19 protein-coding genes and 1 tRNA gene are annotated in these 24,171 nt (G+C 38.4%); 4 read left to right on the top strand and 16 right to left on the bottom strand.

Annotated features, from left to right (window positions below; all coding sequences use genetic code 11):
- The first annotated feature begins 16 nt into the window (after positions 1-16).
- Positions 17-3,676, top strand: coding sequence for a hypothetical protein (locus A3H37_06865; protein OGL49393.1), 3,660 nt, complete (start codon positions 17-19; stop codon positions 3,674-3,676).
- Here A3H37_06865 and A3H37_06870 read toward each other — a convergent pair.
- Positions 3,641-6,019 carry a hypothetical protein gene (locus A3H37_06870; protein OGL49394.1) on the bottom strand — a complete coding sequence of 793 codons (2,379 nt, stop codon included), beginning with the start codon at positions 6,017-6,019 and terminating at the stop codon, positions 3,641-3,643. The two genes, A3H37_06865 and A3H37_06870, sit on opposite strands and share 36 nt — an antisense overlap.
- Before the next feature lie 86 nt (positions 6,020-6,105).
- Here A3H37_06870 and A3H37_06875 point away from each other — a divergent pair, with 86 nt between their 5' ends.
- The gene (locus A3H37_06875) at positions 6,106-6,357 is read left to right on the top strand and encodes a hypothetical protein (protein ID OGL49395.1); all 252 of its coding nucleotides are present in this window, start codon (positions 6,106-6,108) and stop codon (positions 6,355-6,357) included.
- 102 nt (positions 6,358-6,459) lie between these two features.
- Here the strand turns inward: A3H37_06875 and A3H37_06880 are convergent, their stop codons facing one another.
- Together A3H37_06880 and A3H37_06885 are read right to left on the bottom strand one after the other, a co-directional pair.
- The gene (locus A3H37_06880) at positions 6,460-8,616 is read right to left on the bottom strand and encodes a hypothetical protein (GenBank protein ID OGL49396.1); all 2,157 of its coding nucleotides are present in this window, start codon (positions 8,614-8,616) and stop codon (positions 6,460-6,462) included.
- A 234-nt stretch (positions 8,617-8,850) separates the two neighbouring features.
- Positions 8,851-8,935 (bottom strand) — tRNA-Leu (locus A3H37_06885).
- A 312-nt stretch (positions 8,936-9,247) separates the two neighbouring features.
- Here A3H37_06885 and A3H37_06890 point away from each other — a divergent pair.
- Complete coding sequence (locus A3H37_06890) at positions 9,248-10,810, top strand: hypothetical protein (protein OGL49397.1); 1,563 nt, start codon at positions 9,248-9,250, stop codon at positions 10,808-10,810.
- Between the two features lie 148 nt (positions 10,811-10,958).
- Here the strand turns inward: A3H37_06890 and A3H37_06895 are convergent, their stop codons facing one another.
- The 13 genes from A3H37_06895 to A3H37_06955 form a co-directional block, all read right to left on the bottom strand.
- Positions 10,959-11,519: a hypothetical protein gene (locus tag A3H37_06895; GenBank protein ID OGL49398.1), complete on the bottom strand. Its 561-nt coding sequence runs from the start codon at positions 11,517-11,519 to the stop codon at positions 10,959-10,961.
- Between the two features lie 15 nt (positions 11,520-11,534).
- Complete coding sequence (locus A3H37_06900) at positions 11,535-12,296, bottom strand: hypothetical protein (GenBank protein ID OGL49399.1); 762 nt, start codon at positions 12,294-12,296, stop codon at positions 11,535-11,537.
- A 497-nt stretch (positions 12,297-12,793) separates the two neighbouring features.
- On the bottom strand, positions 12,794-13,123 hold the full coding sequence (locus tag A3H37_06905; protein OGL49400.1) for a hypothetical protein: 330 nt from the start codon (positions 13,121-13,123) through the stop codon (positions 12,794-12,796).
- A 355-nt stretch (positions 13,124-13,478) separates the two neighbouring features.
- On the bottom strand, positions 13,479-13,769 hold the full coding sequence (locus A3H37_06910; GenBank protein OGL49401.1) for a hypothetical protein: 291 nt from the start codon (positions 13,767-13,769) through the stop codon (positions 13,479-13,481).
- Positions 13,770-14,054: 285 nt separating this feature from the next.
- Entirely contained in the window at positions 14,055-14,603 is a 549-nt protein-coding gene (locus A3H37_06915; GenBank protein OGL49402.1) for a hypothetical protein, read from the bottom strand.
- 131 nt (positions 14,604-14,734) lie between these two features.
- Entirely contained in the window at positions 14,735-15,292 is a 558-nt protein-coding gene (locus tag A3H37_06920; protein OGL49403.1) for a hypothetical protein, read from the bottom strand.
- Between the two features lie 12 nt (positions 15,293-15,304).
- The gene (locus tag A3H37_06925; GenBank protein OGL49404.1) at positions 15,305-16,948 is read right to left on the bottom strand and encodes a hypothetical protein; all 1,644 of its coding nucleotides are present in this window, start codon (positions 16,946-16,948) and stop codon (positions 15,305-15,307) included.
- Positions 16,949-17,070: 122 nt separating this feature from the next.
- Positions 17,071-18,336 (bottom strand): NADH oxidoreductase (quinone) subunit F, encoded by a 1,266-nt coding sequence (locus A3H37_06930; GenBank protein OGL49428.1) that lies wholly within the window; start codon positions 18,334-18,336, stop codon positions 17,071-17,073.
- Between the two features lies 1 nt (position 18,337).
- Positions 18,338-20,017, bottom strand: a complete 1,680-nt coding sequence (locus A3H37_06935) for an NADH dehydrogenase (quinone) subunit D (GenBank protein ID OGL49405.1) — start codon at positions 20,015-20,017, stop codon at positions 18,338-18,340.
- Positions 20,007-20,486 carry an NADH dehydrogenase gene (locus A3H37_06940; GenBank protein ID OGL49406.1) on the bottom strand — a complete coding sequence of 160 codons (480 nt, stop codon included), beginning with the start codon at positions 20,484-20,486 and terminating at the stop codon, positions 20,007-20,009. Before A3H37_06940 ends, A3H37_06935 begins: the two co-directional genes overlap by 11 nt.
- 389 nt (positions 20,487-20,875) lie before the next feature.
- Positions 20,876-21,070, bottom strand: a complete 195-nt coding sequence (locus A3H37_06945; protein ID OGL49407.1) for a hypothetical protein — start codon at positions 21,068-21,070, stop codon at positions 20,876-20,878.
- Positions 21,071-21,093: 23 nt separating this feature from the next.
- Complete coding sequence (locus A3H37_06950; protein OGL49408.1) at positions 21,094-21,324, bottom strand: hypothetical protein; 231 nt, start codon at positions 21,322-21,324, stop codon at positions 21,094-21,096.
- A 5-nt stretch (positions 21,325-21,329) separates the two neighbouring features.
- Positions 21,330-21,776, bottom strand: coding sequence for a hypothetical protein (locus A3H37_06955; protein OGL49409.1), 447 nt, complete (start codon positions 21,774-21,776; stop codon positions 21,330-21,332).
- Between the two features lie 356 nt (positions 21,777-22,132).
- Between A3H37_06955 and A3H37_06960 the strand changes: the two genes are divergently transcribed.
- Positions 22,133-24,046, top strand: a complete 1,914-nt coding sequence (locus A3H37_06960; protein OGL49410.1) for a hypothetical protein — start codon at positions 22,133-22,135, stop codon at positions 24,044-24,046.
- The last annotated feature ends 125 nt before the right edge of the window (positions 24,047-24,171 follow it).

Consider the following 24,171-nt stretch of genomic DNA (forward strand, 5'->3'; position numbering starts at 1 on the left):
ATATAAAGGATTTACTATGCAAAAAAAATTATTTTTTTTATCTTCAATTCCTGCTCTAATTATTATCTTAGCTTCTGCCCTATTGATTTCTTCCTGCTCATCTAATGATGGAAGTGGAGGAAAAGCAAACCTTGCGGAAAATTACTCATCAAGCAAATCAAAAAAAGCAAGCAATCCAGAAGAAAAAGTCATCCAGCCTTTATCACTCAATATAGACGGAGATGCCCAATTCAGATTAAATGCTCTTGGCGGAACCATTGAAGTAGTAGATCCTCAAAACTCAATTTATGGAGCAGGCTTAATAATACCTGCCAATGCCTACAGAGACAGCAACTCGCCATATATAACAAAACAATGGTTCGGTGGAACAATTGAGTTTGTTGGAGTTGCAAGTCTTGAAAAATTGCCTGAAGGGTTAAAGTTTCCGGAATCAGTCGAAGGAAAAATAACATATATCAATAAGAGTAAAAATTTAATCTTCTCAGGGATTATGACAAGCGATATGAAAAATGATTTGCGAAGAGTCTCATCTAACGAATCATTCAAAACAGCAGTAAATGAACTTTATCAGAGTTCCCAAAACGGTGGAGAGCCTCGTGTAATAGTTCCATCAAATCCGGACCCAAGCTTTAACCAGAGCAGAGATCTGAACTCTGCAGTCCTTATAGTCCAGGCAAATGACGGAAATAAAGATAGTTATCTCTCTTTCTTGGTAGACGGAAGTTTGGGAGATAAGATCATTTTAAACACAAATCTTACGGACTTCACAGAAGACACAAACGAGTTCACAGATACTGATGTTAAGATTGGGAAATCTTACACATATTTTGTAAAAGCCAGAAACGCAAATGAGTCAACTCCATCAGGTTCTGTTGATTTCAGTTTAACTGATAGCTGCTCATTCACTATCACAACTGCTAAAGCCGCGTGTGGAAAATCAGGCAAAAATCCTCAGATAGAACTTGTCTGGAAAACAGACAACAATGCTACTTCTTATGACATTTATCGTAATGATAAATTATATAAAAGCAAAATCGAAAATACAACGTTTACTGACACAAAAGTAACTGCTGATACAGAATACACTTATTTTATAAGAGCAAAGAGAAAGAATGACACAATTGATTCAGACCCTGTGTCAGTAACAGCAACAGTATCAGCGCCTGGAGCTTTTGCCCTCACTGCTCTCACTGCTACCCCTTCATGCAACGGGAAAGATAAGAAGGGAAACGATAAGATTCAAATAGAACTTGTTTGGGAATCTTCAACCAATGCAACCTCTTATGATATCTACCGTAATAACAAAGTCTATAAAAAGAAAGTAACAGACACCGAGTTTACTGACAGCAAACTAAAAGCTGGTAGCACATATACCTATTTCATTAAAGCAATCAACTGCAGTGGTTCAGCCACATCAGATACTGCGACAGCGTCTGCAAAGGTAGACGCCCTTGAAGCACCTACTCTCAAAGCAACAACTGCTGGATGCAATGGCACCAGTCCGCAGATAAAACTGGAATGGGAAGCTGATATTGATACAATGGATGCTACAACAGGATGGTCAGGAACATCTGTAACAATTTCTTCGGATACAACTAACATAAAAGAAGGAACTGCTTCTCTTGGATGTGTAGTTGATGCAACCGGAAACGGAGAGATCAGCAAGTCTTTTAGCTTAAGCTTTAGTACCACTACTTATACTATGAGTTTTTATACAAGATGTAGTGCTGCTTCCTCTCCTATTAAATTTTTCCTTCGTGATAACGCAGGAAATGAAAGTTATTGGAACATTACCACAGCTTCAACACCCGACACTTTTCTTCAACATACGATTAGCTTATCATCACCTAATAATAACAATAATGAAACAAAAGCTGATCTCACCAATATTGCTTCATTGGGATTTAAGTCATTGGCAGCTTCAACAACATATAATTTCGATATAATTACTTACGAAGATACGGCTACAACTTATGATGTTTACCGTGATGGCAAGCTTTATAAAGATGAATTAACAGCTAAAGAGTTTACAGACAAATTTGTAAAAGCTGGAACAGAATATACTTACCTTGTTAAATCTGTTAATTGTTCTGATACAACTGATTCTGCTCCGGTTTCAGAAACCGCTTCTGACTTATGTAAGGATGCTCCTGAATCATTTACTATTGATTCTACTTCAAGCTGCAATGGAAAAAATCCCCAGATTAAATTAGAATGGAAAGCATCTGAAGGAGCTGCTTACTATAATATTTACCGTAATGATGAACTCTACAAAAGTAACATAACAGGAACACAGTTTATAAATTCTAACATCGTAGCAGGAACTCCATACACATACTATGTTAAAGCCATAAATTCTTCTGGAGAAACAGACTCTAATACTGTTACTGAAACAGCATTATCCACTTGTACAGCCACTATACCAGAGGCTTTTACCACCTTTACAGCTGAATCCGACTGCAGCGGCAGCAGCACTAATCCTCAGGTTAAATTAACTTGGGATAAAGTAAGCGGAGCAACTGCATATGATGTGTACCGTAAAGGAGCTTTATATAAAAGCAATGTAACAAAATCTGTCAAGACTATAAAGCTTGTACAGCTTTTAGAACCACCCCAGTTCACAATAACAACAGTACCGAATGCTAGTATTATTGGGGCTCCAATAGCAGGCATAGCTCTGAGTTTGCAAATCAGTTTTGACATCTCAGACTCATTGAATTCAGGTCTTCCTATTGTTGGCGGATTACCTACAAGAAAATTTAAAAATCCTGTAACAATAAAAATCCCGTATTCAAAGGAAGTTGTAGATAAACTTAATATAAAGCTAAGCAAACTTAAACTATACGAGTTTCATGGGTCTGCGTGGAAACCTCCGCTGACAATTGACAGAATTGATGAAGATAATGGATTGATTTATGCAAAAGTCAAAGAGTTCTCCATATTTCAGGTCTATGCACCTTATAAAATAGCCAACTCGCTTCCATTAATAATTGATGAAAAAAATGTAGAAGAAGATATTAAAGGAGTCAAGGTTGAAGGTGAAAAGGGAATCATTAATATCACATATAATTTGAAGGATACGGAAGGAGATTCATCAGATATAACCATTGAATACAGAAAAGCAAATGCAATTCCTGATTTAGATCAAGGCTGGACAAAAATAATAAAAAAGAAAAGTATGTCGCCCGGAAATAACAGTTTTTCATGGAACAGCAAATCTTCAATAGGTGCTTTATCTGGATATTACCAGATTAGGGTCACACCATATCAGAAAATCGGGGGAAGTCTTTTTAAAGGAGGAGCAGGCTATTCAGATGTTTTCAGAATTGATAACTCTAAAACAGAAATTAATGCTCCAACCAAACTAATAGGCACTGTTATTGACGATGATGATAGTTCCACAATTCCACAAGTTTCCCTGACATGGACTGCAAGCACATCAGATGATGTTTCAGGTTACAATATCTACAGACAGGCCCGTTTTGATGCAGGCTATGAAAAAACTTTCAGAAAGGTCGGAGAATCAAGCTCAACTTCTTTTAACGATGATACACTTGTATCATCGTTCTATGAGGCAATCTACAAGCTGACAGCCTTTGACTCTTCAGAAAATGAAAGCAATTTTTCCAGAGATATCAGATTAGCCAGTGTAGTGCTGGGCGCTTATTACTATTAACCATGATAGAGACGCTTTCTGTCTTTCTTTAATTTTTTTACAGCCTTCGGTAGCCTCAGGGTGATTCGGAATGATTTTCAGGGCTTCCTGATAATCAGACATGGCTTCATTATATGATTTCTTTTTCAGGAAAACATTTCCCCGATTATAGTACGCATCAGCAAGTTCCCTGTCAGTAGCAGTTATTTCAGCAGGGGTCAGTTTAAAAGTCTTTCTCTCCATAAGAAGTTCTATAACAATATCAAGTTCTTTTAAAGACGAATCCATTATCTCTTTTGAAAAAATCTCCCTCCAAACCGCATTATGGGCAATATAGAGGGAATAATTTACACCTTTCATCAGAGGTGCGATATTAGAGGCTACTTCAGGATTTGTTTCGCTGAGCGATTTAATCTTCTCAACGGCTTTTACTGCATAGGGATGAAGCGGAATTATTCTCAATGTGTTCTGATAATCATAAAATGCTTTTCTGTACTGTTTCTTTCTGTAAAAGATATTTCCCCTGTTGTAATAGACATTAGCCATTTCTCTTTCCAGAAAGGAAACCTCATAAGGCCTTAGTTTGAGTTTCTTTCTCTCATCAATAAGCCTGATAACCTCATCATACTCTTTTATAGCTGAATCCGTTTCCCCATCTTTAGCATATTCATTTCCGATTTCATTATGGGAAAAACATAAAATACGGTTAACATCAGCCACATAAGGGTTGAGTCTATGGGCTATTTTTCCATTCTCAATGGATTCCCTGAATTTGCCTGTTTTGTAGAAACTCAGGGCAAAAGCATATCTATACTTTGGATTGGCAGGCTCAAGTTCATTTGCTTTTTCCAGCAAAGGCACTGATTCCTCCCATTGCTCTCTCATTGAGGACCTTTCAGCTCTGCTATAATAAATATCTGCCATCAGCGGTTTCAGTGAATCAATATATCCGATGGAGAAAAGGACAAAAACAGCGATACCTGCAATTATTTTTAACGGGACTTCCCCGTATTTTTTGATGATTTCAGGATATGAAAACTCAAACCTGAACTCCTCACCATCCCGGGAAGCCATAACCAGCCCCATGCAAAGCCATAACAGCATTGTTGGAACTATCTGATAAAGGTTGAAACTGAAAAAGCTATGTGTCAAAGTGGCAGGCAGACTTGAAATGAGTCCGATTGCGACAATCATCAAATTTTTTTCCATAAGCCTGAGAGACTTTATTGCTTTATAGAAAAAAGTTGCCAACAGGAAAAGAAAAGCAGAAATTCCGAGGATTCCTGTTTCAGATGCAATCTGGAGATAATCATTATGTGCCCAAAAGGGAAGGTCCTTGTTAACTTTTAGCTCATTTGTTGTTCTGAATTTTGGTGACTGAACTGAGTAATTGCCAAGCCCCACTCCAAACACCGGATATTTCTTTATCATCTCAACAGCGCTCTTCCACATTTCAAGTCGCAAAAGAGCAGTTAAAATCTTATATTCGAATTCCGTATTTTTACCTGCATCAGGGTTTATTGTTTCAATAGATTTTTCTGAGCTTATAAAAATTGTTTTAAAAATATATGACTTTGATGATAAGAGTATTCCTCCAATGACAAGAACGATTATAAAAACTATCGCTATCCTTTTTTCTTTAACAGAAAAAGCTTTTTTCTTTTTTTCTTTTATGTTAAGATTGTATAGTAAAAAGAAAACTACAGATGAAACCAAAAAACCTAACCAACCACCCCTCACAAATGTAAGAATCAGGCAGGAAAAAACAATCAGGAAACCGCCTCCCCAAAAAACTGCTTCTTCTGTTTTAGAGCTTTTTATAAAAAGAGACAGGCACAGAGGGAGTACTGCAATCAGGTATTGTGCTAAAAAGTTGCTGTGTCCAAGCGTAGAGGTTACAGTTGTATTAAGATTAAAACTTATAGCAGTGATATGCTGGTAAATACCTATGCTTGAAATCCCTATTGCCGCGATTGCAGAAAATGACAGAACAATTTCAACCCATTCTTTTTTTATGTTGTTGAGCACAAGGTAATAAAAAGAGAGGAAAAAAATTGTATTTATAATCGAATTTTCAAAAGCGGAGATGTTCAGAGCATTTTTAAAGGAGAGAAAACAGCTAATTAAATATAGTATAATTGGCAAATCCAAGCCACTTTTTCTGAAGATAAATTTCTTTTCTGTAATTATCCTGAATGCCCACAGGTTCAATGCCACAAGCGCGAGGATTTTGAAAACAGTGGCTTTTGGAATTGGATGGCGGTCAATAAGGTCAGGATGAAAAACAAGAGGGACCCCTATTACTGCTAAAACAACACAGATTAAAATTGCTGTCTGGAAAATATTTGCCAACCTATTAGTCATAATTTCTTTTGTTATTGAGAAGAGCTTTTCTTCAGGACTATACTAATTTAAACTTCAACTGTAATCAAGCCTTTTAAGAAGCGCCTTTGGAATTCTTTAAGCGGAAAAAACCGCCTAATCCATTAACCATGCGGAGCAGATCTGCGAGGTATCAACTTCCAAAACTGTTCGGGAACAGGTCTGTCATTCCGCCTGCCTGCGGTAGGCAGGCACTTGATGCGGAATCAGTGTTTCCAGTAAAAATGGAAATCCAGTTCATTTTAATAGTTCCCCGTTTTTGTTGGGACGACGTCTGGATTCCAGCTTCCGCCTGCCTGCCTGCCGGCAGGCGGGAATGACAGCCATTAATGTTATTTTTACCACAAGGCTACATGAAATGTAGCCAGTCTGTTGGTTTTTATATCACTTCCGCTGGAATATGCTTATGCAGCAATATGTTCTTAAGAGGCAGAGGTATTCTTTTGTTCGGCAGGAAGACAAATTGTAAAGACTGTTCCTTTGTTATGCTCACTTTCAACCTTAATATCCCCATGATGTTCTTTAACAATACCATAACTGATGGAAAGGCCCAATCCTGTACCCTCGCCTATTTTTCTTGTGGTGAAAAACGGGTCAAATATTTTCCCGAGATGTTCAGGAGCAATACCGCAACCAGTATCAGAGAATTCTATCTTTACCATATCTACCCCGGAGCCATTCCCGTTAATATATTTTGAAGAGATAGAAAGTGTGCCACCTTCTGACATAGCTTTCTTGGCATTTATTATCATATTTGTAAAAACCTGCTGCAGTTGTGCGCTATTTCCATAAATCTCAGGCACACCTTCATCAAGGTTTTTAATCAGCTTAACATTGCAAAGTTGAAGCTGATGCTCTGTAAAAGTAACTGCTTCATCCAGCACTGTATTGATGTCAACAAACCCAAACTCCACTTTTGATTTTCTTGAAAATTTTAAAAGGTTTTGCACTATTGTTTTGCAGCGGATTGATTCCTTCTCAATACATTTATGGTAATCTACTATTTTCATAATATCCTCTTTTGCTATATTTTCTATACCCTTTTTTTCTATTTTCTGGTTTATAAGCTGTGAATACCCGAGTATTCCTGCAAGAGGGTTATTAAGCTCATGTGCAACTCCTGCTGCAAGCTCACCGATTGCTGCGAGCTTGTTTGTCTGAAGAATTTGTGATTCAAGCTCTTTTCTCTGCCTGATATCCCTCATCATACATACAGAACCAATTACCTCTCCGTTTTTATCATATAAAAGGCTGTAACTTCCTTCTACAGGAATATAGTTCCCGCTTTTAGTTTTAAGCTTACACTCGTAATTTGATATATATCCAGTCTTATATAATTGCTCAATAAGACTTTCTTGGTTTCCTTCAGGATTTAATATGCCAATATGTTCCCCTATTAATTCTCCATCCTCGCGTTCTACAAGTTTTTTAATGGCTTTATTTACATTTATAATTATTCCGCCTTTATGAGTTATTACTATTCCATCTGCTGAAGTTTCTATAACCTTTTCCAAAAATTCCTTCTTTTCTACTATCTCTTTTTCCATACGTTTTCTTTTTGTAATATCCTTTGCAATAATTAATGAACCGCAGTATTCATTGTTATCATTCAGCACCCTTGTTTTTGAAACATTAACAGCCTTTGTATTTTCCGAACCTGAACTCCCTGACACAGAAGAAGGATTGGTAATTATATAATCAAACTCTGTCTCTTCTGCTTTAATCCCCTCGCTTAATCCCTGGTAACAACTAAAAAAATCAAATATATCTTTATTTAAGACATCTTTCGTGAAGCCAAAAATATTTTGTGAAGCCTGATTAAATTTCAGTATTCTCCCAGACTTATCAAGAACAATCAAGCCGTCTCTCATATTCCTTATTGCCTGTCCAAGCCCGGCTTCAATTGGAGAGAACATCCTGTGTTTTATTATGAAATAGGTGAAGCATAATGTCAAAGTCAAGGTTGCAGAATCCACAAAAATTCTTCTCATCAATTGGTTTGAAATACTATGTGTAACACTAAGTGTCATAAAAGTAATAAGATATGCAATGGAAATCATTACAATCTGCTTCCTTTTTGATGCACTGCCATTTTTAAACCCCATTGAAAGCAAGAATATCATTAAAATCATGCTGACAGCATGAAAGGTAAGGATTACAAAACGATATTCACCTATTATTATAACATAAGCAGAATCCTCTACAGCAACGCCTTTTGTTATAAGGTTAGTTCCTGCACAATAATCTATTAAAGGTAAAAGGGGAAAAACAATGGCAAATACCATGAAAGGAACAACATATTTTGGTGTGCTGATAAAACGCGGATAATAGATAGAACTTACCAGCAGTATTAAAACAGATGTAAAAATAAAAGCAAATCCAAGTATTGCAGGGTTAGCCATTGCAGCAGTTTCAGCGGTTTTTGCAGTTCCCTGACAAAAGGTGCTTATGCCTACAAGCACAGTAGCTAACATCCAGAGGCCAAAAATCTTATTCGGAAGAGCCTTCCTATCCTTAAAATAGACAAAGGTTCCAAGAAAAACATGCAAAATTATAGAGATAAATAATATTAGAGTCATCTTTTTTCCTTATATTATTCTTTCGCCTAATATTTTAAGCAATTGTCATGCCATAATAAAAGGTTTTTAAATAAAAAAAATAACAATCCAATATTTCAAATACTTATTATAATTCTTTCAGATAGTTTAAATAAAAGGGATAAAGATTTGTTTGTTTTATAACAGAATTCGTCAAAACAATAACGCAGCAGAAAAGATTATCATTACATTCCTCGCTCTATTTCTATTCTTAATTGCCGGAGGGGGGAATCGAACCCCCATGGAGCTAAGCCCCGCGGGATTTTGAGTCCCGTGCGTCTACCAATTTCACCACTCCGGCATAAAGTTTTTTCAGGGAATTAATTATATTAAAACAGAGTTCAAGTCAAACTATTTTAAATTACTCTAAATATCCCCTTTACAAAAAATATCTAATATGATTAAGAAGACCTTTCTATAGAAAAATAGATTCCATCTGGAGTTTACCCTCACAGAAATAGTGGCTGGAATCATCATGAGCCAAAGGCTCACAAAGAGGAATGAAAATAATCAGGCGTCCCGCCTGTCCGAGGATATTCTCGGGTCAATGAGAGTAGTAAATCATAGCAAAATACATGAAGGAAATTAAAATTTAATTTTTTTAGGAGAAGAAATGGTAGTAGGAGACATTGTAAGAAACAACGCGAGAAATTACCCAAATAAAACCGGTATCATATCAGGCGGAAAGAAATTTACCTGGAGCGAGACAGACAGAAGGACAAATAGTCTCGCAAATGCATTGCTGAAACTTGGAATGAAAAAGCAGGAAGGTGTTGGTCTTTTAGCCCCTAACTGTTCTCAATGGCTTGAAACTGCTTTTGGAGTTGCAAAAGCAGGACTTCGTCTTGTACCTCTTAACATGGCTTTTGTTGGAAGAGAACTTGCCTATATCATAAATAATGCAAAAATCAAAACGCTCTTTGTAGATGCCAGCAAGGCGACTTTGATAAATGACATACGCTTTGAATTAAAGGAAGTTGAGCACATAATAGGCATAGGAGAGAAGCACGGATTTTTCCTTGACCATGAGGAGATGGTAAAATCAAATTCCTCAAAAGACCCTGAAGTTCCGGTAAGCCCGGATGATATATTTCTTCTTCCGTACACAAGCGGAACAACAGGACAATCAAAAGGCGCAATGCTCACCCACGCAAATAATATCGCAGAAGCCCTGTGCGCAGGATGGGAGTTCAGGCTTCAGCCGGATTATGTTGCCCTCACAGCCCTTCCGCTTTACTTCATAGGAGGCTGGGGAGGCTCTGCCATTCCGGCTCTGATAAGGGGATGCACACATATCTTTATAAATTTTGATCCTGAGCTGTTGCTTAAAACCATTCAAAGTGAAAAAGTTAATTATACCCTTCTTGTCCCAACAATGATTAACCTGATATCCAATCACCCTGATGCCGGCAAATATGACTATTCAAGTCTTAAAGTAATACCTTTTGCTGGTTCTCCTCTTCCGGTGCAATTATGGAGAAAGGCTGCCAAAATTTTTGGTAATGTATTTCAGTCTATCTATGGGTTGACTGAGGTATGCGCTACCATAACAGTTCTCCAGCCTGAAGAAGTCCATGTTGACGGAGATGAAAAACAGCAGAGAAGACTCGCATCAATCGGAAAGGCAATGACAGGGTCAAGCGCAAGAGTGGTTGATGAAAACATGAATGATGTCAAACCCGGAAGCGATGATGTAGGTGAAATCGTTCTAAGGGGAAACACTGTGATGAAGGGTTACTGGAAAGACCCTGATACAACAAAGGAATCCTTTCGAGGCGGATGGTTTCACACAGGAGACCTTGCAAGGGTTGATGATGAAGGAAACATATATATCACTGACAGACAAAAGGATATGATTATAAGCGGAGGCAAAAATGTCTATCCAAGAGAAATTGAGGAGGTCCTCTATACCCATCCGTCAATTCTTGATGCCTGTGTCATAGGAATCCCTGATGATAAATGGGGTGAAACCGTAAAAGCTGTTATTGTTTTAAAAGAAGGCAAGACAGCAACCCATGAAGAAATAATCGAGTTCTGCAAACAGAATCTTGCCTCATATAAAAAGCCGACTTCTGTGGACTTTGTTGCTGCGCTACCAAGGACTTCAACCGGAAAGATCCTGAAACGCGCTTTGAGAGAGCAATACTGGGAAGGAAGAGAGTCGAAGCTGGTATAGGTTGTCACAGACAGATAAGTTACAAGTTCAAATGACAAAATCCAAATGTCAATTGAATGTCAAAATCCAAATATCAAAGGTTTCAGGCATTTGGGTTTTGAATTTCATTTGAACTTTGAGCTTTGACATTTGAGCTTCTTCCCTCAACTTAATCCTTTACTAACTTTAGGAATTTTTTAAATAATGGAGTGCCTGCATTTTCCATCAACTCATACATTATTGCTTCAGTTGTGGATATAACAGCGCCTTCTGTTTTCATTCTTTCTATTGCGATATCGTGGTCAACACTGTTTCTTGAGCTTACACCATCTGCCATCACAAAAATCTTGAACCCGTTCTCAAGCAAATCAAAAACTGTTTGGGCTACACATATATGAGTTTCAATACCGCAGACAATTATCTCTTTTTTCCCTATTGATTTCATGGAAAATCCAAAATCACCTGAACCGCAGCAACTGAATGTTACCTTTTCAATTATTGGGATTTCCTTAATAACATTTGCAATCTCATCTATAGTTTTCCCGAGCCCTTTAGGATAATGTTCTGTTATAACCACAGGGATAGAGAATAGTTTTGCTGTCTTTAAGAGTTTAATAATTTTATTTTTAATCTCATCCTTATTTTCCACATACGGATAAAACTTCTCCTGTACATCTACAATAACAAGAGCGGTATCATTTTTGTTTATAATCCGACTGCTGCGTTTCATAGTCTGCCAAACTCCTTAACCAAGAAATTTTTGGATAATCTTTCCGTCAAACAACCCCTTTGCTAAAAACATAATACCAATTCCTATGATAATATATAAAAAATTCTGAAAACTTCTTTCCCTGTGAGTCTGAGGGATGAGGTCTGAAGCTGCAATGTAGGTAAAAAATCCTGATGAAAATGCCAGAAGCGCTCCAACAGTTTCAATGGATACGTTCTTTACCCAAAGAATCGTAAACAATGTTGCAATGGGTGTTATTAAAGAGATAAGAATGCTATAGTTAATCACTGTTTTTCTAAGCTCCTTTGCAAAGAAAAGAATGCTTGCAATTGCAATCCCGTCAGGTATTTTATGGGCAAGAACACCAAAAGTAGCAAGATAACCCAATCCATCGCTCACTTCAAAACCAACTCCGATTGAAAGCCCGTCAAAGGCTGAATGGAGAGAAAGGCCAATAACAGCCAAAGTGCCGAAGCTATGGTGTCTCTTCCCTGTTTCCTCCTCATCAGTATGTGAATGGACCAGCATAACTGACTCAAGGAGATAAAAAAGCAAAAATCCTCCTAGCGTAAACCACAGGGCATTATGATTCAGAGCAATTGCCTCCGGAAGAAAATGCAGGAAAATCAAGCCAAGGAAAATGCCTACTGACAGAGAGATTAGTTTGATTGAATTCTTTCTTGCCCATTTCTCGCTGATTATGAGAATGGACATTCCAATTATCCCGCCAATCCCTGCAAGCAGGCTATAGAAAAAGATGGTGAGCTTCATATCCAAACTCTATCCTGTTAAAGTTTGATAAAAACTTAAAACTCTATTAAAATCCAGGCATCCCCGAAAACCACTTCTCTTATTAAGGCGCCCCGGGGTGTATGCCACGGCTCTTTGTGGAAATTGAACAATTTAATTCCTTCCTAAAGATTTAAAAAATTAAATAGCTGAGCTTAGTCCAAGAAGCAATGAAAAAAATCTTAACCTTTTTTATAGAAGCAAGGCATTTCAGTGGATAACTATGTTGATACTTTAAAAAAAGAGTGGCAGTTTTTTTAAGTTTTCAGAATAGGACTAACGTTCGTGTTCAGCCGCGTTGTGCAGCGCAGCAACGTCAACTGCAACACGATGTTAGGCGCGCCACTAATGTCATTTTTCCGTATACTTCCCATACTGCTTGACATCTACAGGCAATTCTATTGCGAATTGCCTAAGGTTTTGTATCAACTCATCGCTTACTGACGGATCAACAGCATACAGCGAAACGGTAACACCACTAGCAACTACATTATTAGAATTGCAAGTGTACCGAATAACAAGTTAAGGATTAGTGGCGATCTCTCGTTTACTCCAAACGCCAGATATGTGATGGCAAGTAGGAACGTCCAAAGTGGTGATGAAGTAGAAGATGTAAACTCATATCTTGTCACCCCAAAAACATGGTGAAGGACGACGTTCTTTGCTATAGACATATGGATATATGTATCATCAAGAGGGTAAATCAGGTGACCTTCATTCAAATTGGTTGAAAGGATTACCAGCACTATCACCGTTACCCAGTACACACCCATGATGCTAAACAGTGGCCAATGTTTTCTAGTCAATGCATTCATTTGATTTCCCAATAGGTTAATGCGCCAAACATATATTAGACTGCCTAAATATTTTTACAAACACTGCAATTTCTGCAATCTAAGCCTATTTTTACGAAACAGACTTACTGGTACAAATCGTTCAGAACCTATCAACTGGACTAATGACACCTTTACCCCCTCGGTTCAACACGTGGGTGTATAACATCGTTGTCTTTACATCACTGTGCCCAAGAAGCCCCTGGACAGTTCTGATATCGTAACCATCTTCTAACAAATGGGTTGCAAATGAGTGCCGAAATTTATGACAACTGGCAAATTTTGTTATGTTGGATAAGTTCAAAGAATATCTTTGAACTCTTTTCTAATTTCAATCTTATTTCAATCCCAAAACCTTTTTAGAAACAATTACTCCTTTGTGCTGGATTAAAACCTTAAATATCTCACCCATCCCGTCTGGTAAAAGCAAATTCTTGATTGCTTCAAGCTCAGAAAAATATCCGGCAGTAAAAGCCTCTTTCCCCACTGCAAACTTTGAAACGTAATCAAGAATCCCGCCTCTTAGGAGAAAATCCCTCTGTGTAATAAAATCTGCAGGCCGAAATCCGTTGATGGAACCATGATAATCAAGATCAGAAAAATTCACATGCGAAGTTATGTCCTTCATACCAATATCCTCATAGGGATTGTTGTCAACCTTATGCTTCCTGTAACAGCGCAGTGTCCCGTCAGGAAAAATCCCTGAGTAGAGTTTATCAGCTAAATCTCCATAGTCAATGGTTATAAGAAATCCTCTTTTTAGAATATTTGAAACTTCCTTTAACCAGTCAGATATCTTTAAATTAATTTCTGCCTGACAACCTTCCCTGAGCTCTATCCCGTAGCGTTTGATATATTCTTTAATCTCCTCTTTTGAGATTTCTCCGGACCCCTCTATAAATTTAGTTCCGTCTCATGAAACATATATTTCCTTCAATTCTCCTTTTTCTTTTCTTATCCTGTGGACAGGAAAGCTGTCAATCAGTTCATTTGAAATTACGCACCCTTCAATCCCATTACCCTCAAGCTTCTTTAAACCTGAAGCAAGCATAACCTTTTCGCCATGCTCAGCCAAAGCATTCCCAACATCAATAAGCAACCTTTCATTTCTCTCAATCACAATAAATTCAAGTCTGCTGTATAAATCTTCATTCTCCATTTTTAAATGCTTCAATATATCCTTCGCAAGTATGCCTTTCCCAGAGCCTATTTCTAAAACTGTAAATTTTCTGTTTTTAATAAAATCAGCAGTCCTGCTAATCTGGTTCGCCATCGCCTGCCCGAAAACCGGGTGAAGCTCACAGCTTGTGTAATAATCAGGTATTGCGGCAGGTTCTCTTTTTTTCGTGTAGTATCCAAGTTCGGGATAATAGAGAGCCATCTCCATAAAGTCAGCAAATGTAATGGCTCCCTCTGTCTCTATTTTTTTAATTATAAGGTCTTTGAGAGATGAATTTTTCAATTACTAATCCTCTTATGCATAATAGGACAGCAGAAAGAAGCTGTATCGTGATGTCATTGCGGGGAGCAAAGCGACTGAAGCCTGCCTACCGGACAGGCAGGCAATCCTGGAGTCTGTCCTCTGTTTCTTATTTAACTTTTATTTTTAGAGAAAAATGAAAAGGGCAGGAATTTCCCACCCTTTCCCCTGAGGTTTGGGTTAATTTCTGGACGGTAGCCAAGCTCTCCTTTCTCAAGAGAGGGACGGTTCATCAAAAATTCTTTTTTATAAACTGAATCAGATATTGAATAGAATGAACATTCATATTCCTTGCTCATTATTATTGCCTCTTCAGGGCAGGCATCAACACACAACCCGCAAAACACACATCTGAGCATATCGATTTCAAACCTTACAGGGTATTTCTCAATTGACTTGTCAGAAGACTCACCTGCCTCAATAGTAATACACTCTGCAGGACAAACAGTGGCGCACATATAACAGGCAACACATTTTGGACTTCCATCCTCCCTTTTGTTTAATATATGCACACCCCTGAGGCGTTCTGAATATTGTCTTTTTTCTTCAGGATACTGAATGGTCGGTTTATCACCGAGAAAAATATTTCTGAGAAGCGATGTGATGGTCAGAATCAACCCTTTAAGAATTGCTGTCACATGGGCTTTTTCTTCTGAAATTCTTTTTTCCATAAAATTCTATCCTTAAAACTCCTGACTTTTTAATACCATCCCTGAATCACCTATGTTGCCGTAAGTCATGCCTTTAAACGAAAAAACTTCCTCTGATAACATACAAAAAACATCCTCTGATTTTAAAGTTTTTAAAGGATAATCCATTCTTTTCATAAGCTCTGCTATTATCTCCCAGTCACCTTTTGAATCAGCGGAAGGGTTTAAGGCTTTGTTGAGCTTCTGAACTGTTCCTGAATAATTTGTAAATGTCCCTTCCCTCTCGGCAAATGTTGATACCGGAAGGATGAGGTTAAAATATTTCAATCCCTCTTCCATGTGGGTTGCATGGGTTACTGCAAACTCAACTTTTTTCAAAGCCTCCTTTATTCTTTCATTCCCGTTCCTTCCTGCTATTATTCCTGAATTCATAAGATACAGGGCTTTTATTTTCCCCTGATTTATAATATCCAGCAACTTTTCTGAATCTGCAATCTCCCGGACCCCGATTTCGATTGCACCCCTTGTATTTGGATTCTTGTCTTTTCTCCTTAAAAGACTATCCTCCATCTGTAAAGCGCTTTCCCTGCCAGATGTCTCGCCAAGCAGAATGTTTGGGGTCTTTATCACTTCCTTGAAATACTTTCTGAATAAGAATATGTCTTCATTTGTCCTCTGCGGAGAGGCAACAGCAACTATGCTTTCAGGACCATATTTCTCTTTGATGCTCTTCAGATTCCCGTGGAGCATCGTGAGTGATTCGCCATATTCAAGTGTTTGCAAATCATCCCCTGCCTTCCTCAAGGCATTCCCCAACCTGTTAGAGGCATTTATGGATTTATATGAAAATCTCCCTTCATCGCATAGCCAGCTTCTGTTTACTGAAGGATTGTAGCGCGATAAAAACCTGTGAACAATCTGGTCATCAACTCCTCCTGCAGGATAGGAACCCATACTCTTGTTAGTACTGCATATAAAAATATTGCAGCCTGTACTGCATACAGGACAGACCGATTCTATCTTTTTTAAAAACCATACCCTGCATTTGAACCTGAAATTCCTGCTTGTTAGAGCACCAACAGGGCATATTTCAAAAAGATTTCCTGAATATGGATTATCTATAGGTTTGTCAAAAAAAGTGGTAATTTCTGTTTTGCTTCCTCTTTTTACAAACTGCAGTTCCCTTGTCCCGGTTACCTCCTCGCAAAAACGGATGCACCTTGAACAAAGAACACATCTCTCTGTATCAAGAACAATATTATTGCCAAGGTCAATCTTCTTTCTTTTTTTTAGCTTGTCATTTATTTCAATCCTGCTGTCGTGGAGCGCAAAGCTCATGTAATAATCCTGAAGGAAACATTCACCTGCCTGGTCGCATATAGGGCAGTCAATCGGATGGTTAAGAAGAAGAAACTCCATAACACCCCTGATAGCCTTCTTCACCTTTTCACTCTTTGTGTGGACTACCATCCCTTCAGCAGCAACGGTCGCACAGGAGATTACAAGCTTTGGAGCCTTCTCAACCTCTACCTGACACATCCTGCAGTTTCCAGCCCAGCTTAAATCCTTATGGTAACAGAAATGAGGAATAAATATTCCCAGCCTCTCAGCAACCTGAAGAATACTTGTCCCCTGCTCTACTTCTATCTCTCTTCCGTCTATTGTTAGTTTTGGCATAGTTATAATCTTTACAAAAATCCAAATTCCAAATGTCAAATGAATGTCAAAATCTAAATACCAAAAGTTTTAGTGATTTGAGTTTTGGATTTCATTTGACCTTTGGGCTTTGACATTTGCCATTAGCTTAAATTACACCTTTTCTCTCTTATATGGTATTCAAACTCATTCCTGAATCTTTTTACAAAACTTTCAACAGGCATTGCGGCAGCATCACCAAGAGGACAGACTGTCTTGCCCATAATATTGTCACAGATATCAAGAAGCATATCCACATCAGATTTTTTCCCTTTCCCATCAAGAATCCTATGTATTATCCTTGCCATCCATGCAGTACCTTCCCTGCAGGGACTGCACTGTCCGCAGGACTCATGGGCATAAAAATCTGCAAGAACAGAAATGCTTTTTACCATGCAGTCTGTCTCGTCAAAAACAATTATAGCGCCTGAACCCAGCATTGACCCTGCCTTTGCAACAGCCTCATAATCAAGATTCAATCCTTCAATATCAGAAGCTTTTAAAACAGGAGTCGAAGAACCTCCGGGTATTACTGCTTTTAATTTTCTTCCTTCCTTAATCCCTCCTGCATATTCATCTATAAATTTTTCCAGCGGGAAACCAAGGTCAACCTCGTAAACACCGGGTCTGTTCACCTTTCCGCTTATGCTGAAAAGCTTTGTTCCCTTGCTCTTCTCAGTGCCAATCTTTGCATAAGCCTCACCACCATTGAGAACTATCCATGGAACTGCTGAAATCGTTTCAACATTGTTGATTATTGTGGGCGACTGAAATGCTCCAACCAGCGCAGGAAAGGGGGGCTTCAGTCTTGGATAACCCCTTTTCCCTTCAAGTGATTCAAGAAGAGATGTTTCTTCTCCGCAGACATAAGCGCCTGCTCCTCTGTGTACTGTAATCTCAAGGTCATAACCGCTTCCAAGAATATTTTTGCCAAGGTAGCCAGCCTTTATAGCCTCTTCTATAGCCTTTTCAAGCCTTGTTGTGCTTAAAACAAATTCACCTCTGATATATATGAAAGCCTGTTTAGCCTTGATTGCGAAACTGGAGATTATTATCCCTTCAATAAAAAGATGAGGGTCTTTCTCCATAAGATATCTGTCTTTAAATGTTCCCGGCTCACCCTCATCAGCATTGCAGACAAGATAGATTGGGCTTTTTGTATCCTTTGGCAGGAAACTCCATTTGAGCCCTGTCGGGAACCCTGCGCCCCCCCTTCCGCGAAGCCCTGATTTCTTAACCTCCTCAACAAGTTCAAGCGGAGACATCTTAAATGCCTTATGAATAGCCTGGTATCCGCCACTCTTCATGTATGTCTCAAGTTGGTACTGTTCAGGAACTTCTGTGTTTTTTAAAAGTATCTTTTCCATTATTTTACCTTTCCAGTTCTCCTGCAATTATATTCAAGCTCCCGAGGATTGCTATTGCATCTGAAACCATTCCTCCCTTGAGCATATGAGGAAAAGCCTGGTAAAGAGGAAAACAGGGAGGCCTGAGCTTTAATCTGTAAGGGTTTTTACTCCCATCGCTTACTATATAATATCCAAGCTCGCCATTGGCAGCCTCTGTATAGGAATATATTTCTCCTTCCTGAGGAAGGATTCCCTCCATTACCAGCTTGAAATGGTTCATCAGGGCTTCAATGTTTGTATAAACCTGCTCTTTTGCTGGAAGTGAAACCCTCTTATCATCACTCTGAACAGAGCCTTCAGGAAGATTATCAATAGCCTGTCTTATTATCCTCAAGCTCTGGCGCATTTCCTCCATCCTCACCATATACCTGTCAAAAGTATCTCCATTTGCCCCTGTCGGGATATCAAATTCAAACTTGTCATAATCATAATAGGGATAGGCTTTACGCACATCATAGGGAACCCCTGCTGCACGCAGGCACGGTCCTGTAAAACCCCAGGAGATTGCATCCCCTCTTGATATTGCTCCAATACCCCTTGTCCTGTTCTGGAATATTGGATTCTTTGTGTTGAGCCTGTCAACATCATCTATAAACCTTGGCAGTTCATTGAGAAGTTTTTCAACCCTCTCCCTGAAATCAGAAGGAACATCATTTGAAAGCCCTCCGATTCTTGTATAATTTGTGGTAAGCCTTGAGCCGCAGCAGGATTCTATCAGGCTGTAAACCTCTTCTCTTGGTCTGAATAAATACCAGAAATTTGTAAGTGCTCCGATATCAACAAGGTTTGCGCCAATGCAAACCATGTGGTCAATTATCCTTGAAAACTCACTTAAAATTACCCTTATGTACTGAGCCCTTTTTGGCACTTCTATCCCCATGAATCTTTCAACAGCCATTACATATCCAACATTGTTTAAAAAAGACGAGCAGTAATTGAGACGGTCAGTATAGGGAATAACACCTGTATAGGTATGGGTCTCGCACATCTTCTCAAAACATCTGTGAAGGTATCCTATCTCTGCCTCTGCATCTACAATTGTCTCCCCCTCAAGAAGAACCTGTAGCCTTAAAACTCCGTGCATTGTTGGATGGGAGGGACCAATGTTGAGAACAGTTCTCTCTTTGCTCAATTCCCTGAATTCTTCTCTAAGATACTCCCTGACACCAGTACACTTGTGCCTTTTTGCAGGGTCGTAGTCTTTTCTCAACGGATAACCCTGAAACTGGTCATGTGTTAAAAGCCTTGTCAGATTAGGATGACCTTTAAACCTTATTCCAAACATCTCATAGGTTTCCCTTTCAAACCAGTTTGCGCTATTCCACAGACGGCTGACTGTCTCTACCTCAGCCTCCTTTTCACTAAGGGGAACCTTGAGCCTTACCCTCTGTTTTTTATCAATTGAATATAAATGATAGACAACCTCAAAACGTTTTTCCCTTTTTCCTAAATAATCAACACCGCAGACATCAAGAAGGAGATTATAGGCAAGTTCGCTGTTGTCTCTGAGGGTCTGACAAACAGGAATAAGAGAACCTTTTTTTACTGTTACTGACAGGTTACCTAAATAGTCATCAACTTTTATTATTGAATCAGGATTATTTTCCTTTAAAATCCTTACTGTAATCTTATCATCTAACATCTTTCACAGATTCCTTCTCAATCTTTTTCTGAAGCATCATTATGCCGTGAATCAGATTTTCAGGTGTAGGAGGGCATCCGGCAACATATATATCTACAGGAATTATCTCATCTATACCCTGAACAACATGATAAGACCTGTAAAAACCCCCTGAAGTAGCGCATGCACCCATGGCAATTACCCATTTAGGCTCTGGCATCTGGTCATAGATTTTCTTAAGGACCGGTGCTATTTTATCATTAATTGTTCCGGCAACTATTAAAACATCTGCCTGTCTTGGAGAAAATCTCACAACCTCAGCGCCAAAACGGGCAAGGTCGTAATGAGAGGAAACAACAGCCATGAATTCAATTCCACAGCATGCTGTCGCAAACGGAAAAGGCCATAAAGAACTCTTTCTCGCCCAATTGACAAGCAGGTCGAGTTTCGTTGTCAGCCACTGCCCCGGAATTTTACTTTCTATTCCCATGATGGCGCACTCTTAGATTATTGGAAATAATTTTGCAAGAAAAAAATCATCAATTTTAATATTTCTTTAACAATACTTGATACGGGAAAATCCATGGTTTTGTGTGAAAACAGATTAGAGCGGGACAAGAATGTCCCGCCTACCTGCCTGTCGGCAGACAGGTCGATAGGCGGGGTTTTCTAACCCCGCATCCTGAGTCTTGAGCCAGTCGAAAGGTCGAAGGGCTGGATTCCTGCTTCCGCCTGCCTACTATGGCAGGCAAAGCTTCGAGAAATTTTTTGATTGAAACTATTCTGCAGAAAAAATGTGAAACGCCTTTTTATAAGCTTCCAAAAGTTACCAAATTATTGAGATAGTACAACGGTTATCTTTTTTCATCTCTTTTGGAGTCAGCTAACTTTTCTAACCCTGTGTTTTGGTTTTTGCTCTTCGATTAATTTGTCAAACTCTTTGGCTTTTTGATGATAATATTTGATCAACTCATTAGTAGATAAGTTTTTGGCATGGTAATAATCTTTTGTTCTAATTTTTCTTATTGAGCTTAGCATTTTATCTTTCATAATTTTGCTCATTTGATTTTTCAACAACGTCCCTCTTCTTCTCTTTGTTATCTGCTGTTGTGGGCAGGGTATTGTTGTTTCCAAAGCTTTTTAGCCCTTTTAAATATATCCTCTATTGTCTGTCCTTCATAAAGACGTCTGGATATTTCTACATAATCAGTAGGTTCGCGATGAAGAAGGGTAAGAAATCTGAAAGCAGCAGTAGTCCCAAGTGTTTTATTTAATGCTTCTATGCCCTTAAATTTAATTTCCGCGTCATCCATTGTTTTTGTCTTCATTCTTTTTAAACCTCCCTTATGTAATCTACTGGATTCAAAACCTTTATATCAAGATTCAATCTTTTAGCTTTTCTTATCAGTTCGTCATCGCATGTTAGAAAAAAACTGCATTTTGTATTATAGGCACATGCCAAGTGTATAGCATCTTTTGCAGATAATTTTCCTTTATGCTGAAAATCTTTAGCAAGATTGTATATTTCTTTTTCCGGGCATATTCTGATTTTACAGAGTGCCGAAAGGCGATAAACTTCAATCTTTCGTTCAAGAAAAGGACATAGGATATTTTCATCTTCATGCATGAAAGACCACACCAACTCGATTTCTTTCTTTTCGGCTTTTGAAAAAATCTCTTCGCATGCTAAAGCTTCTAGTTGAATCTTGATTTGACGAGGGTCATCAAACCCGCGCTGAAAACAATTGTAATCAAGATAAACCAAATTCCTAATCCTCATACTCCTTGCTTATAAACTATCATATATGTCAATTATAAATGTTCAGTAAGTATAAATAAAAATCTTTTAATGTAAAGGAGAAAAGATGATGGGTTAGAAGGAAGTCGTTTTAAGGAAGTGGAAGAGGGTGAACTCTGATTCCAGAGATTTCTAAATATTCTAGCTTTTTCAGAAATCTCTGAAACACCTTTTGATAAGCTCCAAAAAGTTACCGAATTATTGAGATAGTACGACAACCCCTTTAATTTCATCTAATTTATCAACAATTATTATGTGTTTTTATCTTGACTTGTTTGCTTATAGGTATATTTTAAATTTGCGTATTCTATTTTCTAATCTCGCGCAGGAGACATTTCATGCGTAAAGTAAAATCCGTTCTGGTTCTGTATGTTGGTATCATATTAGTTTTACTTTTTATTAGTAATAGTTTTGCGGCTACATTTAATGTAAAAAACATTTCTGAATTCAGACAGGCTCTTGAAAATGCTGCAGTAAATGGAGAAGATGACACAATTATTTTAGATGCCGGAACTTATAAAACCACAGATGACGGCATAGGAACTTTCAAGTTTTCAGACACTGAAGCGTACAATCTTACTATCAAGGCAAAAGATGGATTAACCTATAATGACGTTATTCTTGATGGAGGGAATATACATCAGGTGCTTAACTATATAAATACAAAAGCTGCTACTTTTACAATCGACAGCATTACTGTTAAAAATGGAAAGGCTTCTGGCTACCGTAGTGGTGGTATTTACAGCGGTGGCTATAGTAGTAGCATAACAGTAACAAACTCCACCATCTCAGGGAATAGTGGCGGCAGCGGTATTTACAGCGGTGGCGATGGTAGTGTAACAGTAACAAACTCAATCATCTCAGAAAATAGTGGCGGCAGCGGTATTTACGGCGGCAACAGCGTAACAATAACAAACTCCACCATCTCAGGAAATACTAATAATGGCGACAAAAGCTACAATGGTAAAGGTGGTGGTATTTACAGCGGTGGCGGCGTAACAGTAACAAACTCAATCATCTCAGGAAATACTGTTCAAGACTACTATATCGACAATGGTAACGGTGGTGGTATTTACAGCGGTGGCAGCGTAACAGTAACAAACTCAATCATTTCAGAAAATAGAGCTTATGATGACGGTGGTGGTATTTACGGCGGTGGCGATGGTGGTGTAACAGTAACAAACTCAATCATCTCAGGAAATGATGCAAGTTTCGGCGGTGGCTATAACGTCAATGATGGTGGTGGTATTTACAGCGGTGGCGGCGTAACAGTAACAAACTCAATCATCTCAGAAAATAGAGCTTATAGCAGCTATCCCTTCGATTACGGTTATGGTGGTGGTATTTACAGCGGTGGCGATGGTGGTGTAACAGTAACAAACTCAATCATCTCAGGAAATACTGATAATGGCTACTATAGCTACAATGGTCACGGTGGTGGTATTTATGGTAAAGGTAATTTTATAAATAATATTTTTGCGGATAATTCATCAGATATTTATTTTGGAGGAAATAGTAATGTCTATAACAACTATATTGATTACACGAATCTTTTAAATGAATCGTCTTATGTTATTATCAAAAAGGACAACATTCAGCCCAGTGCAGGGAACCTGAACTTTACAGACTCTGATTTCAGGTTAGGAGCTGGTTCGGTTGCTATTGATAAAGGACTTGACCCTAACTCTGATATATTTAAAGGACTATTTACTACGGATAGCAACTTACTTGCAAAAGTTCTGAATTCATTGCAAAGCGATAAAGATGGGAACCAAAGAATTGCAGGCATTGCTATTGATTTAGGAGCTTATGAATACGGCTCAATACCAACCACCACTACGACAACTACAACAACTTCAACTACGACGACATCAACAGATGCAGGTACAACAACGTCAACATCAACAACTACGACAACATCCTCTACCACCACCACCACAATCCCCTGTTCTAACAAAAGTCCTGAGATTTCAGGAATCAGCCCGACAAAAGGAACTTATGCTGATGAGATAACAATAAGCGGGATTGATTTCTGTGGTGAGGAAGGGATTGTGTATTTTGCAAGACTTGGAACAAAGAAAATGGCAGATGTTGAAAGCTGGAATGATGATGAGATTGTTGTTTCTGTGCCGTGGGAATTAAAGCAGGGAATTTACAAGGTTAAAGTTGCCACAGCTTTGGGGAATGAGAGCAATCAGATACCTTTCAAATTCTTAAAACCTATTCCCCATATTACAGGTTTATCTATTTAGACAGGTGCAATTGGTTCAGAGGTTGTAATCAGCGGAGAGAACTTTGGGAAAGAGGATTATGCCAATGTGGTAATGTTTGGCGATACAGAAGCTGATTATTATGAATGGAACAATGATAGCATAAC

The sequence above is a fragment of the Candidatus Schekmanbacteria bacterium RIFCSPLOWO2_02_FULL_38_14 genome (assembly GCA_001790855.1).
Taxonomy (GTDB): domain Bacteria; phylum Schekmanbacteria; class GWA2-38-11; order GWA2-38-11; family GWA2-38-11; genus 2-02-FULL-38-14-A.